A 15,677-nucleotide genomic window follows, 5' to 3' on the forward strand; every position below is an offset into this window, starting at 1 on the left:
CGTGTGTTCAGCCGAAGTTGATCCAGGCCCGGGTGGAGCCGGTCTGGGGGTCGACGTCGAGGTAGTCGGCCCGGCCGTCGGCGTTGAGGTCGGCGAACTGGATCCGGGTGCCGTCGACGCCGACACCGCTGGCGATCTGCCCGCCGGGGAACCAGTACCAGTCGCCGCCGCTGGGCTTGGGGCCGCCGTTCTGCCAGACCTGAACGGAGCTGTCGTCGCCCATGAGGATGTAGTCGGCGGACCGGGTCCCGAAGAGCGGGGCGAAGCGGATACGGCTGCCGGGTGCGCCGACGCCGCTGGCGATGGTGCCTTGCGGCCACCAGAGCCAGTCGCTGCCAGTGGGCTCCTTGGGGTTGGGGCCGCCGTTCAGCCAGGCCTGCACCGAGCTGTCGTCATTGACTTTCACGTAGTCGGCCTTGCCGTCGCCGTTGAGGTCGGTGAAGCGGATGTTGCCGCCGGGTGCGCCGACGCCGCTGGCGATGGTGCCTTGCGGCCACCAGTACCAGTCGCTGCCAGTGGGCTCCTTGGGGTTGGGGCCGCCGTTCAGCCAGGCCTGGACGGAGCCGTTGGAGTTGACCTGGAGGTAGTCGGCCTTATGGTCACCGTCGATGTCGGCGTAGACGACTCTGCCGGTGGCTCCGCCGAAGGTCCCGGACGCGATCGTGTTCTGGGGAAACCAGCCCCTGACGGGGCCGCCGGCCGGGGTCCCGCCGTCGGATGCCGCTATCCATCCGGCCCGCCCCACGTCCACCAGGCCGCGGTAGAACAATGCCGCCATCTTCAGGTAGCCGGAGTCGTTGGGGTGCAGGAGGTCGGCCAGATCGGTGAGCGTCACCGGGTTCATATTGACCATGTAGACGTGCTTGCCGGCGACCCACCGCGCCCCTATCTCCGACCGGATCGCCTTGTTGAACCGCAGGATCCGCTCCTGGGTCGGCCCCCAGTTGGACGGGACGATGGTCGAGACCAGGAGGGTCACATTGGGGTCGGCCCGGAAGATCTGGTCGATGAGGCCGCCGAGCCTGGCCGGCGCGCCGTCCGGGTTGTCGTTGTTGTTCATGTCGTTGGTGCCGATGTGCAGCAGCACTACGTTGGGCCGATACGTGGCCATCGCCGAGTCCGTGATGCCGGCGATCTGGGAGATCGTCCAGCCGGAGTGCCCCTCGTGGGCGTCGGGCGCCGGGCCCGAGTGCTGTGAGCCGACGAACGTGACGGTGGCCCCGTCTTCTCTCAACATGGTGCTGAGAGCCGGCCGGTAACCGCCTCCGTTCGAACTGCCCGCGCCGTACGTGATCGAGTCGCCCAGCGCCATGATCCGCAGATTCCGCTGAAGGTTCGAGGAAACCCCGGCCCATGCCGCCGTCTCTTCGGCGATGAGGTCTTCCAGCTCCTGGAACCGCCAGCCGAGCTGCTCCACCCTCTGGGCGACCACGCCTCCGAACCAGGAGTCGACCCAGGGCACCTGGGACCTGATCCAGGTGCCGGCCCTCTTGATGGCATCGGCGAGATTGGCCTTCGCCCACGGAGAGAGGTATCTCTCCCAGATGTAGCCCCCGGCCAGTCCGAGTATCCCGGCGATGATGATGTCCCTGGTCGCCTCAGGGGAGCCCAGGTCTCCCGCGAACGCGTGCGACACGAGCGCCGCCATGATGCCGGTGACGGTGGTTTGAAGGGGGGTGCAGATCAGCGGGATGGTCGCGGCGAGCACCCCGCTGGCTGTGAAGGACGCGATGCACAGCATCCTGAGCCCGTATCCGACGACCCAGGCGATCGCCGTGGTGGCGACCTGCTGCCAGAAGCTGGAGGTGGTTATCTCCGCGGCCGGGATGGTGAGGACCAGGCCGGCGCCGTCGGGAGTCACGTTCACCGTGCCGCCAAAATTCGGCCACACCGAGGTGTCGACGGTGGGACTCACGGGGGTCGGGCTGTCCGCGACCGCCTCCTTGAGCGTGTCGCCCAGTCCGCCGTGCTCTCTGATCTCCGCCTGCATCTCCGGGACCATGTCCCGAAGGACGGAAGGGGTCACCCCGAGGTCGGAGGCGTTGAGTGTGATGGTGAGGTCCCGGGCCGCCGCTCGCGCCGGAGTGACGGGAGCGAGGGACACCACCATCGCAGTGGCCACCACGATGGACAGCACGGAAATAAGGACACGACGGGACGATAATGCTAATCGGCGTGTGCGATACATATTCCACCTAAAAGAGGAGCATTTTTCGGGTATGGGTAACTGTGGTATATACCGGGACAATGGCTACCCGTGGAAAGGTATCGCTGTTCAACTGACGGCGATCATGCGTCGGATGACCACGATGTGAACCCTGTCTGACGTAAGAGATCTCGGCTCGTCAGCGGCACGACAGCTCGCGCTTGGCGCGGCGGACGCGGGCAGCAGGGTCAGGCCGTGCCCGGCCGCGACCAGGCGCGCGGCGACGGCCGTGTCGTAACCCCCGTAGCGGATGCCGGGCCGCGGCCCATCGAGTACGGCAACGGCTACCGGGGGGTCGCCCTACTCCGACAACGGCGCCCCGCCTGCCGTGCGGGAGGGGTGGTTCCCCGGCCACCCGGGGGAGCCCCAGCGGCGGCTCTGGCACACCGGCTCCGACGGCTCGGGGCCGTCGCTCGGTCGGTGATCCTCCCCGTCGCCGTCCGCGCGCCCGGCGCGTGCCGCACGGGCGGCCGGCGCCGTCGCGACGGGCCTGCCGGACGGCCGTTCGGCCTGGTCGAGAACCTGGTCGAGAACCTGGTCGAGGACCTGGTTGACGGCAGGGTTGACAGCAGAGTCGATGGCAGGGGTGAGGCGGACCTGCGGCCGGACGGCGGGCCGCGCCGCCCGCTTCCGTCCGGCGTCCGCGTGCCGGGCGGTGACCTCGTGGACGGCCGAGGCGCACAGGAGCGCCGCGACGGCGATCGCGATGGCCTGTGGCATGCCGAGGCCGGTCAGCCCGTCCCGTGCCGGGCCGGTGAACACCAGCCCGAGCGCGGCCAGCCAGCTCATCCACCAGCAGGCGAGGACGACCAGCCAACGCGTCCGGTCCCTGCCGCCGTACGGCTCGCCCAGTCCGGTGCCGCTTCGCACGATGCCACCGCTTCGCCGGGTGCGGCTCGCCCGGCCCTCGCGCCAGGCCAGGTCCGCCAGGAACGGCGGGACCACGAGGTTGACTCCGGGCACGAGGCACGCCGCCGCGAGCGTGACGGGCGGCGTGTCCGGGCGGACCCGCCGCAGCCAGGACAGGTAGGCGGCGGCGCACGCCACGGTGGCGCCGATCGTCACCAGGACCAGCACGGCGAACGCCGTCGCCGCGCCACTGACGGTCCGGGCGGCGGGAGAGGCGGGATCGCCGCCGAAGGCCGCGATCTGCGTGGCCAGCCGCCTGCCCCGGGTCTCCTCGAACACGGCGAGCGCGGCCACCGAGACGACCTGGGCGGCGAGGGCCGCGTACACGCCGGCGGCCGCCCGGCTCACCGCTGACGACGTGGACCGCATGCGTTCTCCCCCCGCGCCGGGTGTGTGACCTGTCTCACTCTTATCCCGTCCGCGATCTCGTTAATCCGGTCCGGCCCCGGGCAGCCGCACGGGTTCGCGCCCATCTCCGGAGAACGCCCGCCGGGACGTTTCGGCGGACGTGGAAACACCGCGGCCCTAGCCTGCGCCGAACAACCCCTTGCACTCCGGAGGCCGCACATGACCGACGCCCCGCCGACCGACGACCGCGAGCCCGCGCGGGTCGTCACCGAGATGGTCGACCACGTGCTCCGCCTGGCGGCGACCTGGACCGCCTGGGACGGCCGTCCTGTGCCGTCGGGCGACCGGATCTACACCCCCCATAAGGCGATCCGCCGGGTGGCCGACCACCTCGTGGACCATCTGGCGGAGATCGAGGACCGGCTGGCCGGCCGCGTGCCGCTGCCCGACCACTGGCACGCGTCGATGATCACCACTGCGGCCGACCTCGCCCCGTTCACCCAGCAGGACCTCGACGAGGCCCGCAGCAGGCTCAGCCGGCTCGCCCGGATCTGGACGGATCGCCTGGAGGCGCTGACCCCGGAGCAGCTCGACCACTCGCCCGGCGAGGGCTGGACGCTCCGCCAGGTCGCCTTCCACCTCGGCGGGTCGGTCTACTACGCCGACGCGGTGGGCGACCTGTCGCTCAGGAGGTGAGCGCGCGGACGACCTCGGCGGCGGGGCCCGGCGGAAGGGCCGCGTGCACCAGTTCGACCCGGTGGACGATCCTCGGCGCGACCAGCGGCACCCGCACCCCGCACGGCGCCGCGGACGCGGGCAGCAGGGTCAGGCCGTGCCCGGCCGCGGCCAGGCGCGCCGCGACGGCCGGGTCGTGACCCTCGTAGCGGATGCCGGGCCGCAGCCCGTCGAGCCGTGCCGCCGCGCGCAGGCGGTCGAGCGGGATCACCTCCGGAGCGTCCACCCAGAGGGCGTCCGCCAGGTCGTCCAGCCGCAGGCCGGCCCGGCCCGCCAGCGGATGCCCCTCCGGCAGCACGACGACCAGGTCCTCCTCACGTACGCCCACGGTGGTGAGCGGCCCCGCATCGGGGAGGCTCAGCGGGTCGGAGGGCGCGGCCGGGCCGTCGGCCAGCGCGAGGTCGGCCTCGCCCGAGGCCACCAGCGCCACGGCCGCCGCCGCGCCCGCGATGCGCAGCGTCGTCACCCCGGCCAGCGCCGCCGCCGTGTCCGCCGTGAGGGCGAGCGGGCCGGCGGCGACGGTGAGGGTCCGGGGCCGCGCGGCCAGCCGCGCCACGTCCGTCCGTGCGGCCCGCAGCCGCAGCAGCAGCGGCCCCGCGTGCTCCAGCAGGCGCTCGCCCGCCGGGGTCGGCCGTACGGGACGGCGGGTGAGCAGCGGCACCCCGAGATCGGCCTCCAGCGCGGCGATCTGCTGGGACACGGCCGGCTGGGTGTAGCCGAGCCGATCCGCGGCGGCCGAGAACGACCCCTCGGCGACCACGGTCACGAACGTGCGCAGCAGATGAGGATCCACGACATCAGCATCGCTTATGCAAACAGCAGAAATCATCATTTGTCTTTAACTTCGCACGTCGCCAGCATGGAGGTCATGAGACCCCGCATCGCGCTGGTGGGCGACCGCTCACCCGCCGTCCGCTCCCACACCCGCATCCCGCTCATCCTCGACGCGCTGCGCGAGCGTGAGGGGCTGGACCTCGACGCCTACTGGATCAGGACCGACGAGGTCGCCGATCTCGGCGGGTTCGACGGCGTCTGGATCCTGCCCGGCAGCCCCTACCGCAGCGAGCAGGGCGCGATCACGGCCGCGCGGACCGCCAGGGAGAACGCGATCCCGCTGCTCGGCACCTGCGCCGGCTTCCAGCACGCGCTGCTGGAGTACGCCCGCCACGTCTGCGGGCTGAGCGTGAGCCACGCCGAGAACGACCCGGACGCCCCGAACCCCCTGATCAGGCAGCTCGCCTGCTCCCTCGCCGGTCACGAGGCGGCGGTCCGGCTCGTCCCCGGCTCGCTCGCCGAGCGGATCGTCGGCGCCGACAGGACCGTGGAGCGCTACTTCTGCTCGTACGGCCCCGATGCCGCCTATCTGGAGACGCTGGAGGCCCACGGCCTGCGCTTCACCGGTCACGACGAGGAGGGGGAGACGCGGGTGGCCGAGCTGCCCGGCCACCCCTTCTATCTGGTCACGCTGTTCCAGCCCGAGCTGGCCGAGCGCCGGCCCCATCCGCTCGTGCGCGCGTTCGCCGCCGCTGCCGCCGACCGGGCGGCGCTCACCCGAGGACCAGTTCCCGTACGGCTCTGAGCGTGGGCTCGTCACGGGGACCCATGACGAGCAGCGTGGTGACCGGGCTGCGGCGCCACAGCTCCAGCCGCTCCCGGATGCGGCCGAGCGGCCCGAGGAGCGCGATGCCGTCGGCCAGCTCGTCGGGGACGGCGGCGAACGCCTCGTCGCGCCGGCCGGTCAGATAGAGCTCCTGGATGCGGCGGGCCTGCTCGGCGTAGCCCATCCGGCCGATGATGTCGGCGTGGAAGTTGCGGGTCTTGGCCCCCATGCCGCCGATGTAGAGCGTCAGCATCATCTTCACGCCGTCGAGCGCGGCCCGCAGGTCGTCGGTGACGACCACCATGACCATGGCGGCGACGTCGAACCCCGGTTTCGCGCCGGCCAGCGCGTCGCCGTACATCGCCTCGATCTTCTCGGGGAAGGCGAACAACGGCAGCCAGCCCTGCCCGATCTCGGCCGCGAGCGCGACGTTCTTCGGGCCCTCGGCGCCCAGGTAGACGGGGATGTCGGGGCGGAGCGGATGGGTGATCAGCTTGAGCGGCTTGCCCAGGCCGCCGGGCAGCGGCAGCGGATAGCGCGGGCCGGGGTTCGTCACCGGCTCCTCCCGCCGCCACACCTTGCGTATGATCTCGACGTACTCCCGGGTGCGGGCGAGCGGCGCCGCGAACGGCTGTCCGTACCAGCCCTCGACGACCTGGGGGCCCGAGGCGCCGACGCCGAGCAGCAGCCGCCCGCCGGTCAGGTGGTCGAGCGTCATCGCGGTCATCGCGGTCGTCACCGGGGGCCGGGCGGACAACTGGGCGACGCTCGTGCCGAGCTTGATGCGGCTGGTCCTGGCGCCATACCAGGCCAGCGGGGTGAACGCGTCGCTGCCGTACGCCTCGGCGGTCCACACCGACTCGTATCCCAGCCGCTCGGCGGTCCGCACGACCTCGGTCGCGTCGTCGGCGTTCCGCTGCCAGTACCCGAGGTTCAGCCCGAGTCTCAGATCATCGGCCACACGCGTGATTAGAACACGTTCTATGAATCCCGGCCAGACTCCGGATAGGCGCGGGCAAGGTGCTCGGCGACCGCGTCCGTCGCGGCCCCGGCGTCGCCGTCCTCGATCGCCCGGTGGATCCGCCGGTGGTCGTCCTGCAGGCCGCCGGTGTCGCCGAGCCGTACGACCGCGTCCACGGCGTAGCGGCGCAGGGCGTCGCGCAGCGCCCGCATGATCGCCACGATCAGCCGGTTGCCCGCCGCCTCCGCAAGGGCCAGATGGAACGCGATGTCGTGCTCGACGAACTCGGCGGGGTCGCGGGCGGCGTCCATGGCCGCGATCGCCTCCGCCATCCGCGCCGTCGCCGTCCGCGCGGACGCCGTCAACGGGGACGCCGACAGTGTGGGAGCCGCCGCCGCGCGGGACGCGGCCCACTGCTCGATCATGAGCCGAGTGTCGATCACCTCTCGCATCGAGAGCGTGGCGAGGCCGAGATGCAGCCGGAGCAGGTCGGTGAGCGCGTCTCCCGGGCGGGAGGTGAGCACCGCCCCGGCGTCCGGACCCCGGCCGGCCTGCGACGCGACCACCCCGAGGGTCTCCAGCACGCGCAGCGCCTCCCTGACCGACGACCGGCCCACGCCGAGCTGCTCGGCGAGCTGCCGTTCGCCCGGCAGCCGGTCGCCCACGGTCAGGCCGTCGGCCGTGATCCGCTCCTCGATACGGGCGAGCACCTCCTCGAAGGCGCGCGGGCGGGCGTCCGGACGCCGGCGTTCTTCGGTGGTCACCGCGGCTCCTCACGATGCCGGTGTCGCCGGGGGCGAACCAGGATGTATGGTCTGACCATATTTGGTCTGACCATACACGCCGGGAGGGCATGTGCGGGTAGCCCTGTTCGTCACCTGCGTCAACGACACGCTCTTCCCGGACACCGGGCGGGCGGTCGTGCGCCTGCTGCGCCGTCTCGGCGTCGAGGCCGACTTCCCCCGCGCCCAGACCTGCTGCGGCCAGATGCACGCCAACACCGGCTACCGCGACGAGGCCGTACGGCTGGCCCGGCGCAGCGTGGCGGCGCTGCGCGGCTACGACGCGGTCGTCGTCCCCTCGGGCTCGTGCGCGGCCATGATCCGCGAGCAGTACCCCAAGCTCGCCGGATCGTCCGGACCCTTCGCCGACGCGGTGGCGCAGGTCGTGCCGAAGACGTACGAGCTGACCGAGTTCCTGGTCGACGTGCTGGGGCTGACCGACGTGGGGGCCTACTTCCCGCACCGGGTCACCTACCACCCGACCTGCCACTCCCTGCGCGGCATCCACCTGGGCGACCGGCCGCTGACTCTGTTAGGCCAGGTCAGGGGGCTCGACCTGGTGCCGCTGCCAGGCGCGGAGGAGTGCTGCGGCTTCGGCGGCACCTTCGCGCTGAAGAACGCCGACGTGTCCGCGGCGATGTGCGCCGACAAGGTGCGCGCCGTCCTCGACACCGGCGCCGAGGTGCTGTGCGCGGCCGACAACTCGTGCCTGATGCACATCGGCGGCATGCTCGGCCGGCAGAAGTCGGGCGTGCGGGTGATGCACCTGGCCGAGATCCTCTGCTCGACCGAGACGGCGGGGGTCCGATGAGCGTCACCTTCCTCGGCATGCCGGCGACCCGGCCCTTCCCGCAAAACGCCGCGAGAGCCGTACGGGACTCGCAGCTGCGGTTCAACCTGCGCAAGGCGACCAGAACGATCAGGGCCAGGCGGGCGAGTGTCGTCGCGGAGGCGCCCGACTGGGCCGAGCTGCGCGAGGCCGGACGGGCGATCAAGGAGCACACGCTCCGCAACCTGGACGGATACCTGGTCCAGCTGGAGGAGGCCGTCACGGCGGCCGGAGGCCACGTGCACTGGGCCGCCGACGCGGCCGAGGCCAACCGGATCGTCGCCGGGCTGGTGAAGGCCACGGGCGAGACCGAGGTCGTCAAGGTCAAGTCGATGGCCACCCAGGAGATCGGGCTCAACGAGGCGCTGCTCGAGCACGGCATCACCGCGTACGAGACCGACCTGGCCGAGCTCATCGTGCAACTGGGCGACGACCGGCCCTCGCACATCCTCGTCCCGGCGATCCACCGCAACCGCGCGGAGATCCGGGAGATCTTCGCCGAGCACATGTCCGGCTGGGGGCGGCCCGCCCCCGAGGACCTGACCGACGACCCCGCGGCGCTGGCCGAGGCGGCCCGGCTCCACCTGCGCGAGCGCTTCCTGAAGACCAGGGTGGCGATCTCGGGGGCCAACTTCGCGATCGCCGAGACCGGCACGATGGTCGTGCTGGAGTCCGAGGGCAACGGCCGCATGTGCCTCACGCTGCCGCGCACGCTGATCAGCGTGGTCGGCATCGAGAAGGTGCTGCCGACCTGGCGCGACCTGGAGGTCTTCCTCCAGCTCCTGCCGCGCAGCTCCACGGGGGAGCGGATGAACCCCTACACCTCCATGTGGACCGGGGCCGCCGAGGGTCAGGAGTTCCACCTCGTGCTGCTCGACAACGGCCGCACCGGCGTCCTCGCCGACGAGGTGGGGCGGCAGGCGCTGCGCTGCATCCGCTGCTCGGCCTGCCTCAACGTCTGCCCGGTGTACGAACGCGCGGGCGGCCACGCGTACGGATCGGTCTATCCCGGGCCGATCGGGGCGATCCTGACGCCGCAGCTTCGTGGCATGGGCTCCGAGCTCGACCGCTCGCTGCCGTACGCCTCCTCGCTGTGCGGCGCCTGCTACGAGGTCTGCCCGGTGGCCATCGACATCCCGTCCGTACTGGTGGAGCTGCGGGCCCGGGCCCGCCACCCCTGGCCGGAGCGCGCTGGGATGGCGGCGGCCGGGTGGGTGTTCGAGCGGTCGGGACGGCTGGCGCGCCTGCAGCGGGCCGCGGGACGGCTGCGCCGCGTCGTGCCCCGCAGGCTGCCCGGGCCGCTCGGCGGCTGGACCGACACCAGGGACCTCCCCGAGGTGCCCCGCGAGTCGTTCCGCGAATGGTGGGACCGCACGGACGGAGGACGCCGATGAGCTCCCGCGACCTGATCCTCGCCCGGGTCCGTCGCGCCCTGGCGGGCGTGCCCGACGTCGAGATCACCCGCGCCTACCGCGGGCCCTCGCCGACGCCGGGGGAGATCCGCCTGTTCGAGGAGCGGGTCCGCGACTACCGCGCCCAGGTCCACCGGGTGGACGAGGCGGGGGTGGCCGAGCGCGTCGCGCTGTCTCTCGCCGGGCGCGGGGCGCGGCGGGTCGTCGTGCCCGCCGGGTTCCCCGCGCCGTGGCTCGCCGCCGCCGACGTCGAGGCGGTCGCCGACGACCCGCCGCTCGGCGCCGACGACCTCGACGCCGTGGACGGCGTGGTCACCACCTGCGCGGTCGCGATCGCCGAGACCGGCACGATCGTCCTCGACGCCGGCCCGGGCCAGGGCCGGCGAGCGCTCACGCTGGTGCCCGACTATCACCTGTGCGTGGTGCGGGCCACCCAGGTCGTCGCGGGGGTGCCGGACGCCGTCGCCCGGCTCGCCCCCGCGCGGCCCCTGACCTGGATCAGCGGGCCCTCGGCGACCAGCGACATCGAGCTGAACCGGGTCGAGGGCGTCCACGGCCCCCGCACGCTCGACGTGCTGATCGTGACCTGAGCCTCCGGATCAGAAGCGCAGCAGCGCGCCGATGCCGTCGGGTGACTCGAGGCGCGGGACGAACCACAGCTCGGCGTCGGTCGCGGCCACCGCCCGCGCGAGGGCGGCGTCCGCCCGTTCCCGCATGGGCTCCTCGACCCCCCAGGCGGCCAGCTCCGCAGGGTCGGTGGACAACTGCGTGGGCTCGGGCCCGATCCACAGCATGGCCGTGGAGGACGGGTCGTCGTGCATCAGCACCGTGCCCACCCGCCGGTCGCGGAGCGCGCGTGCCGTCTCCGTCAGGCCCGCCACGGCGTTGCCGGACGCGTACGTGTTCAGCAGCTCCTCGCAGCGCCGATCGGTCCAGGCCCGGCAGGCCCCTTCGACCTCCTGCCGGAAGTGGTCCAGGTCGGCGCCCGGGGCACGGCTGCCGTGCTCGGCCACCGTCAGCCGCCGTACGACGTCCTTGGCGAGGTAGTCGGTCACGAGCGCGCGGGCCTTGGGGTCGCCGGCCAGCACCACGACCTCCGCGCCGATGCCGTGGGCCTCCTTCTCCACGACCTCGGCGAGGGCCACGGCGTTGCGGCGCCAGCCCTCCTCGACCTCCCGGTCGAAGTTGGCCTGCGACCAGCCGCCCTGGCCGGTCTTCTGGAGCGGCCGGTCCGGATCCGCCACCTCCACCGTCAGCTCGCGCCGCTGTCCGTCGGCCACGACGGCGACGTCGCCTCCGGCCCGGTCGGCCAGCACCTCGACGTGCGGGACGTGCTCGCCGCGCTGCGCGAGCAGCGGCACCACGTGGGGAAGCGGCGACCACCGCGCGGTCTGGCGGCGCGGCCGGTGGGCGAGCGGCTCGGTGAGCACGACCTCGCCCTCCCTGGCGAAGGCGGCGCGTCCGGGCGCGGCCCACACGGGGTCGAGCATCAGCTCGCCGATGGGGTCGAGGGCCGAGGCGGGCGCCCCTTCCTCGGTGAGCCGCTCCCGGAGATGAGCCCACCGCCGCTGGATCACGTTGGCCGCGCCCTCGGCCGACCGATCGGTGTCCACGTATACCGACGCGTACGGGCCGCCCCGCTCGTACAGCCCGCGAATGAAGTCCAGTCTCACGGGCCCTCCCTACCAGCGCTGCCGTTCCACTCCCAGCCCGAGTGCCTCCGCCACCTCCCCGATGTTGTGGAACCTCATCTCGGGCAGCCGCCGTACGGCGTCGATCACGGCGTCGGGGGCGTTCTTGCGTTCCGCGTGGGCGAGCAGCTTGGCCGGGTCGGCGGGGAAACCGGCGTCGCTGAGCCAGGTGGCGAGGTGGCTGCGGCGCTCCACGTCGGCAGGGGTGATGCCGAGCGGCGTCCCGGGTTCGCGGCCGGGCGGCTGCCGGCGCGGCGGAGACATGTCCTCCTCGGGCTGCTGCGTCGGCTCGGTCTCGCGCCACTCCTCGGCCCGGCTGGTGCCGGCGCCCTGCACGAGGCCTTGCGTCTCGTGCTTCTGCTGCTCGTCGAGCCGGCGGCCGTGCTTGGCGCTGCCGCGTTGGATACTCATGACCTCACCTCCCGATTAGGGTCACTGACGTGCCTCGTACCCGGACCGCCTGCCCCAAACATCGGGAGCGGTGAGGCCGTGTCCCACATAACCTGCGGCGGGCGAAAAATCCGCTTATGTGATGGAGTGACGCATTGTTCGACGAGCGGCTGACGATCAACACGGAACGGCTGATGCTGCGGCCGTTCGGGCCCGGGGACGCGGGCCAGGTGCGGGCCATCATCGAGGACGGCGCCCATCCCACCGCGCTGCCGCCGGGCGCGCCCGGGCACGCGTCCGGCATCGCGCAGTGGCTGTCGTACGGCGTGCACGAACTGTGGCGCTCGGGCCAGGGCATCCACCTCGCGATGCACGCGCGGGACGGGGTGGTCGGATCGATCAGCGTCTTCAAGACCCAGTGGGGCACGGGCACCGCGGAGGTGGGATACGGCGTGCACCCCGCCTACCGCCGCCGGGGATACGCGACTGAGGCGGTCCGCGGGCTCGTCGGCCGCCTGCTCGGGGAGGGCCCGCTGCGCCGCATCGAACTGCGGGCCAACGCCGACAACCTCGCCTCGATCAGGGTCGCGGAGAAGGCCGGCTTCACCCGTGAGGGGCTGCTCCGCGGCGCCGGATTCGAGGACGACGGCCCGCACGACCTGGTGGTCTTCGGCCGGCTGCGCGGCGACGAGCGGTCGGTCCCGCGCCGCAGGATCGAGAGCGAGCGGCTGGTGCTGCGGCCCTTCGTCCCGCAGGACGCGTTCGACGTCGTCGACGCGGTGAAGGGCGATGCCGAGATCGCCCGCTGGATGCCGTGGGCGGAGGGGTACACGCTGGAGCGCGCGCTTGAGTGGTGCACCCGGCTCGCGCACGCGAACGGCCCCGGCTATGGTGGCAACTTCGCGATACAGCCGAAGGACGGGGAACGGCTCGCCGGAGCCATCGGCGTGCAGCGGGAGGACCACGAACGCGGGGACGCCGAACTGGGGTACTGGATCGCGCCATGGGCCCGCCGCAGGGGGTACGCGGTGGAGGCCACGCAGCTGGCCACGGCCCACCTGTTCGACCTCGGCTTCCACAGGGTCCACCTGCTGGTCGCGACGGGCAACCGCGCCAGTCAGGCGGTCGCGAGGAAGGCCGGGTTCATCGAGGAGGGCATCATGCGGCAGGCGCTGCCGGTCCCGGGGGGCTGGGCCGACGCCGTCCTGTTCGGCATGCTCAACGGGGAAATTTCATGGCAATAGGTAAAGAATCCCCCTAGTCGCTGTGCCCATCGGTCAAGTGGCCACCATGATTGGGGGCCGGAAGGCTATCCTCGCCAGCCGTGAGCCTCCCGCCGGCCGGTGAGCGCGCGTCCAGAAGCGGGAGACTTCGCCCCGGCATGCACACGGGCGGCGCCGGCCCGGACGGGGGCGGGGGATTGTGAACGACACGCAGGTCAACTGCAGGGGAGATCAGCTAGATGAAACCGCCGCTGCTGCTCATCGGCCACGGCACCCACGATGAGACCGGCGTCGCCGAGTTCGGCAGGTTCGTTCACCGCCTTCGCTGCCGCCTCGACGGGCTTCCCGCCGAGGTGAGCGGCGGCTTCATCACGAACGCCCGCCCCCCGCTCGGCGACTCCATCGCCTCTCTGGTGGCCCGGGGGCACCACCACCTGATCGCGGTGCCGCTCAGCCTGACCGGCGACCGGCGTGCGCTCGGGGACATCCCCGGCACCATGGCCCTGGAGCAGGAGCGGCACCCGACGCTCGAATACGACCTCGGCCGCCCCCTCGGGCCCGACCCGCGTGTGCTCAAGCTGCTCGCGGAGCGGCTCGCCGACGCCCGCGCGGAGATGCCGCGGTTCGTGACCGACGAGCCGCCCGCGGAGATCGGGCCCGGCGAGACCGCGGTCGTCCTGGTCGGGCACGGCTCCACCGACCCCGCCGTCAACGCCGAGGTCCACCGGGTCTCGCGGCTGTTCTGGGAGACCCACGCCGCCGACCTGCTGACCGTGGAGACCGCGTACGTCTCGCACACCCGCCCCGGCGTGCCGGGCGGCCTGGAGCGCTGCCGCAGGCTCGGCGCCAAGCGCGTGATCGTCCTGCCGTACGTCCTGTTCGCCGGCGGCGTCCTCGAACGCATCTGGGCGCAGGCGCTGGCGTACGGCGCCAACCACGAGGGCCTCGACATCCGCTGCGCCGAGGTGATCGGCGACTGCGAGGGCCTCGCCGACGTCGTGATCGACAGGTATGAGGAGGCGCTCGCCGGGGGCGGCCAGGCCTCGGCGCCGGCGGCGCGCCGCCCGTCCACGGTGCTGCCGGTGACCCGGCCGTTCCCCCCGGGGCGTACGCCGGACGTGGTGGGCCAGGGCGCCGAGAACGGCGCCGGCCTCGTGACCGCCATCGCCCCGCGCCTTGACACGACCCGGGACACCGGCACCGGCACCGGGCCCCTCGGCGCTCCGCTGAACTCCGCGTCCCTGGAGCTGGACCCGCTCGACGTGGACGCCTTCGAGGTGGACGCCTTCGACGTGGAGGCGTTCGACGCCGAGACGCCGGAACCGGAAACGGAGGGCGAGATCGAGGCGGATAGCATGATCGGCATGGCGGACCGCGGCGACGCGGGCGAGGAGCCCCGCGGCGATGCGCCGGACGGGCCGCTCGCCCAGCCAGGAGTCGCCAGCGCGGTGTAGCCGGCGCGGTGTAGCCGCCGCGCAGAAGGAGAGAGCATGACGTCCCTCGGCGAGACGATCGGCGCCATCCGCCCGGTCGAGCCCGGCCCCATGGCGGAGGCAAGGGCCCACCAGGACAGGCTCACCAAGCCGAGCGGCTCGCTCGGGGTGCTCGAGGACGTCGCGGTGCGGCTCGCCGGCATCGCCGGGACGTGCCCGCCGCCGCTCCCGGTCCCGGCCGCCCTGGCGATCTTCGCCGCCGATCACGGCGTGCACGCGCAGGGGGTGAGCCCCTGGCCGCAGGAGGTCACCGCGCAGATGGTGGCCAACTTCACGGCGGGAGGAGCGGTGGCCAACGCCTTCGCCGCCGAGGTGGGCGCGTCGGTGACCGTGGTCGATGTGGGCGTCGCGGCCGACCTGCCGCCCGCGCCCCGGCTGCTCGACCGCAAGGTCGCGTACGGCACGGCCGACCTGTCGCAGGGGCCCGCCATGACCCGGGAGCAGGCCACGGCCGCCCTGACGGCCGGGATCGAGGTCGCCCGCGACCTGGTGGACGCGGGCGGGCGCTGCCTGGTCACCGGCGACATGGGCATCGCGAACACCACCGCGTCGGCCGCCCTGATCTGCGCCTTCACCGGACGGCCCGCCGCCGAGGTCACCGGGCGGGGCACCGGCGTCGACGACGCCACCCACGAGCACAAGATCGACATCGTACGGCGGGGCCTGCGGGCCAACGGAATCGCCGAGGCGGGAGCCTTACCTGACGGGGCCGACGAGGCGCTGCGCGTGCTCGCGGCGGTCGGCGGCCTGGAGCACGCGGCGATCGCCGGGTTCGTGCTCGGCGCCGCCGCGGCCCGGGTGCCCGTCATCCTCGACGGGGTGATCGCCGGGGCGGCGGCCCTGGTGGCCGGCGCGCTCGTGCCCGACGCGATCGGCTACTGCCTGGCCGGGCATCGCTCGGCCGAGCCCGGCCACGCGGTCGCGCTGGCCCATCTGGGCCTCGATCCACTCGTCGACCTGCGGCTGCGCCTCGGGGAGGGAACCGGCGGGCTGCTCGCCCACCCTCTGGTCAGCGCGGCGGCGCGGGTCATGCACGAGGTCGCCACCTTCGACTCCGCGGGCGTGGCGGACAAGGGCGCGTGAACCCCAAGGTGAGGC

The 15,677-nt window shown here is 72.9% G+C and carries 15 protein-coding genes; 8 read left to right on the top strand and 7 right to left on the bottom strand.

Annotated elements, in window-relative coordinates; translation table 11 throughout:
- Positions 1 to 7 precede the first annotated feature (7 nt).
- Both ABZ860_RS12095 and ABZ860_RS12100 read right to left on the bottom strand, forming a co-directional pair.
- Complete coding sequence (locus ABZ860_RS12095; RefSeq protein ID WP_357218680.1) at positions 8 to 2,137, bottom strand: GDSL-type esterase/lipase family protein; 2,130 nt, start codon at positions 2,135 to 2,137, stop codon at positions 8 to 10.
- A gap of 369 nt (positions 2,138 to 2,506) precedes the next feature.
- Positions 2,507 to 3,484: a hypothetical protein gene (locus ABZ860_RS12100; protein WP_357218682.1), complete on the bottom strand. Its 978-nt coding sequence runs from the start codon at positions 3,482 to 3,484 to the stop codon at positions 2,507 to 2,509.
- A 198-nt stretch (positions 3,485 to 3,682) separates the two neighbouring features.
- Here ABZ860_RS12100 and ABZ860_RS12105 point away from each other — a divergent pair, with 198 nt between their 5' ends.
- The gene (locus tag ABZ860_RS12105) at positions 3,683 to 4,159 is read left to right on the top strand and encodes a hypothetical protein (protein ID WP_357218684.1); all 477 of its coding nucleotides are present in this window, start codon (positions 3,683 to 3,685) and stop codon (positions 4,157 to 4,159) included.
- Here the strand turns inward: ABZ860_RS12105 and ABZ860_RS12110 are convergent.
- On the bottom strand, positions 4,149 to 4,991 hold the full coding sequence (locus tag ABZ860_RS12110; protein ID WP_357218686.1) for a LysR family transcriptional regulator: 843 nt from the start codon (positions 4,989 to 4,991) through the stop codon (positions 4,149 to 4,151). The genes ABZ860_RS12105 and ABZ860_RS12110 overlap by 11 nt on opposite strands.
- A gap of 75 nt (positions 4,992 to 5,066) precedes the next feature.
- Here ABZ860_RS12110 and ABZ860_RS12115 point away from each other — a divergent pair, with 75 nt between their 5' ends.
- Positions 5,067 to 5,777, top strand: a complete 711-nt coding sequence (locus ABZ860_RS12115) for a hypothetical protein (protein WP_357218689.1) — start codon at positions 5,067 to 5,069, stop codon at positions 5,775 to 5,777.
- On the opposite strand, the gene ABZ860_RS12120 is transcribed toward ABZ860_RS12115, so the two are convergent.
- Both ABZ860_RS12120 and ABZ860_RS12125 read right to left on the bottom strand, forming a co-directional pair.
- Positions 5,746 to 6,759, bottom strand: coding sequence for an LLM class F420-dependent oxidoreductase (locus tag ABZ860_RS12120; protein WP_357218692.1), 1,014 nt, complete (start codon positions 6,757 to 6,759; stop codon positions 5,746 to 5,748). The two genes, ABZ860_RS12115 and ABZ860_RS12120, sit on opposite strands and share 32 nt — an antisense overlap.
- Positions 6,760 to 6,779: 20 nt before the next feature.
- A complete protein-coding gene (locus tag ABZ860_RS12125) occupies positions 6,780 to 7,523 on the bottom strand; it encodes an FCD domain-containing protein (RefSeq protein ID WP_357218695.1) in 744 nt (247 codons plus the stop codon).
- A 91-nt stretch (positions 7,524 to 7,614) separates the two neighbouring features.
- On the opposite strand from ABZ860_RS12125, the gene ABZ860_RS12130 reads away from it, so the two are divergent.
- Genes ABZ860_RS12130 through ABZ860_RS12140 form a run of 3 tightly spaced genes read left to right on the top strand, consistent with a single transcriptional unit; the run spans position 7,615 to position 10,372 of the window.
- Positions 7,615 to 8,352 carry a (Fe-S)-binding protein gene (locus ABZ860_RS12130; protein ID WP_357218697.1) on the top strand — a complete coding sequence of 246 codons (738 nt, stop codon included), beginning with the start codon at positions 7,615 to 7,617 and terminating at the stop codon, positions 8,350 to 8,352.
- Positions 8,349 to 9,764, top strand: coding sequence for a lactate utilization protein B (locus ABZ860_RS12135; protein ID WP_357218699.1), 1,416 nt, complete (start codon positions 8,349 to 8,351; stop codon positions 9,762 to 9,764). The genes ABZ860_RS12130 and ABZ860_RS12135 overlap by 4 nt, the downstream gene beginning before the upstream one ends.
- The gene (locus tag ABZ860_RS12140; RefSeq protein WP_357218701.1) at positions 9,761 to 10,372 is read left to right on the top strand and encodes an LUD domain-containing protein; all 612 of its coding nucleotides are present in this window, start codon (positions 9,761 to 9,763) and stop codon (positions 10,370 to 10,372) included. Before ABZ860_RS12135 ends, ABZ860_RS12140 begins: the two co-directional genes overlap by 4 nt.
- A gap of 9 nt (positions 10,373 to 10,381) precedes the next feature.
- Here ABZ860_RS12140 and ABZ860_RS12145 read toward each other — a convergent pair whose 3' ends face one another.
- Both ABZ860_RS12145 and ABZ860_RS12150 read right to left on the bottom strand, forming a co-directional pair.
- Entirely contained in the window at positions 10,382 to 11,455 is a 1,074-nt protein-coding gene (locus ABZ860_RS12145; RefSeq protein WP_357218703.1) for a Vms1/Ankzf1 family peptidyl-tRNA hydrolase, read from the bottom strand.
- A 9-nt stretch (positions 11,456 to 11,464) separates the two neighbouring features.
- On the bottom strand, positions 11,465 to 11,884 hold the full coding sequence (locus tag ABZ860_RS12150) for a DUF2795 domain-containing protein (RefSeq protein WP_357218705.1): 420 nt from the start codon (positions 11,882 to 11,884) through the stop codon (positions 11,465 to 11,467).
- Positions 11,885 to 12,018: 134 nt separating this feature from the next.
- Here ABZ860_RS12150 and ABZ860_RS12155 point away from each other — a divergent pair, with 134 nt between their 5' ends.
- The 3 genes from ABZ860_RS12155 to cobT all read left to right on the top strand — a co-directional run bounded on the left by ABZ860_RS12155 (position 12,019) and on the right by cobT (position 15,662).
- The gene (locus ABZ860_RS12155; RefSeq protein ID WP_357218708.1) at positions 12,019 to 13,107 is read left to right on the top strand and encodes a GNAT family protein; all 1,089 of its coding nucleotides are present in this window, start codon (positions 12,019 to 12,021) and stop codon (positions 13,105 to 13,107) included.
- A 218-nt stretch (positions 13,108 to 13,325) separates the two neighbouring features.
- Positions 13,326 to 14,540 carry a sirohydrochlorin chelatase gene (locus ABZ860_RS12160; protein ID WP_357218710.1) on the top strand — a complete coding sequence of 405 codons (1,215 nt, stop codon included), beginning with the start codon at positions 13,326 to 13,328 and terminating at the stop codon, positions 14,538 to 14,540.
- Between the two features lie 36 nt (positions 14,541 to 14,576).
- Positions 14,577 to 15,662 carry a nicotinate-nucleotide--dimethylbenzimidazole phosphoribosyltransferase gene (gene cobT, locus ABZ860_RS12165; protein ID WP_357218713.1) on the top strand — a complete coding sequence of 362 codons (1,086 nt, stop codon included), beginning with the start codon at positions 14,577 to 14,579 and terminating at the stop codon, positions 15,660 to 15,662.
- Positions 15,663 to 15,677: the final 15 nt, after the last annotated feature.

Source organism: Microbispora sp. NPDC046973 (assembly GCF_040644495.1).
Lineage (GTDB): Bacteria > Actinomycetota > Actinomycetes > Streptosporangiales > Streptosporangiaceae > Microbispora.

Excerpts from the sequence above, each read along its gene's own strand:
- ABZ860_RS12115 (WP_357218689.1), top strand. The coding sequence starts at position 5,067 with ATGAGACCCCGCATCGCGCTGGTGGGCGACCGCTCACCCGCCGTCCGC.
- cobT (WP_357218713.1), top strand. The coding sequence starts at position 14,577 with ATGACGTCCCTCGGCGAGACGATCGGCGCCATCCGCCCGGTCGAGCCC.
- ABZ860_RS12135 (WP_357218699.1), top strand. The coding sequence starts at position 8,349 with ATGAGCGTCACCTTCCTCGGCATGCCGGCGACCCGGCCCTTCCCGCAA.
- ABZ860_RS12105 (WP_357218684.1), top strand. The coding sequence starts at position 3,683 with ATGACCGACGCCCCGCCGACCGACGACCGCGAGCCCGCGCGGGTCGTC.
- ABZ860_RS12160 (WP_357218710.1), top strand. The coding sequence starts at position 13,326 with ATGAAACCGCCGCTGCTGCTCATCGGCCACGGCACCCACGATGAGACC.
- ABZ860_RS12100 (WP_357218682.1), bottom strand. The coding sequence starts at position 3,484 with ATGCGGTCCACGTCGTCAGCGGTGAGCCGGGCGGCCGCCGGCGTGTAC.
- ABZ860_RS12140 (WP_357218701.1), top strand. The coding sequence starts at position 9,761 with ATGAGCTCCCGCGACCTGATCCTCGCCCGGGTCCGTCGCGCCCTGGCG.
- ABZ860_RS12150 (WP_357218705.1), bottom strand. The coding sequence starts at position 11,884 with ATGAGTATCCAACGCGGCAGCGCCAAGCACGGCCGCCGGCTCGACGAG.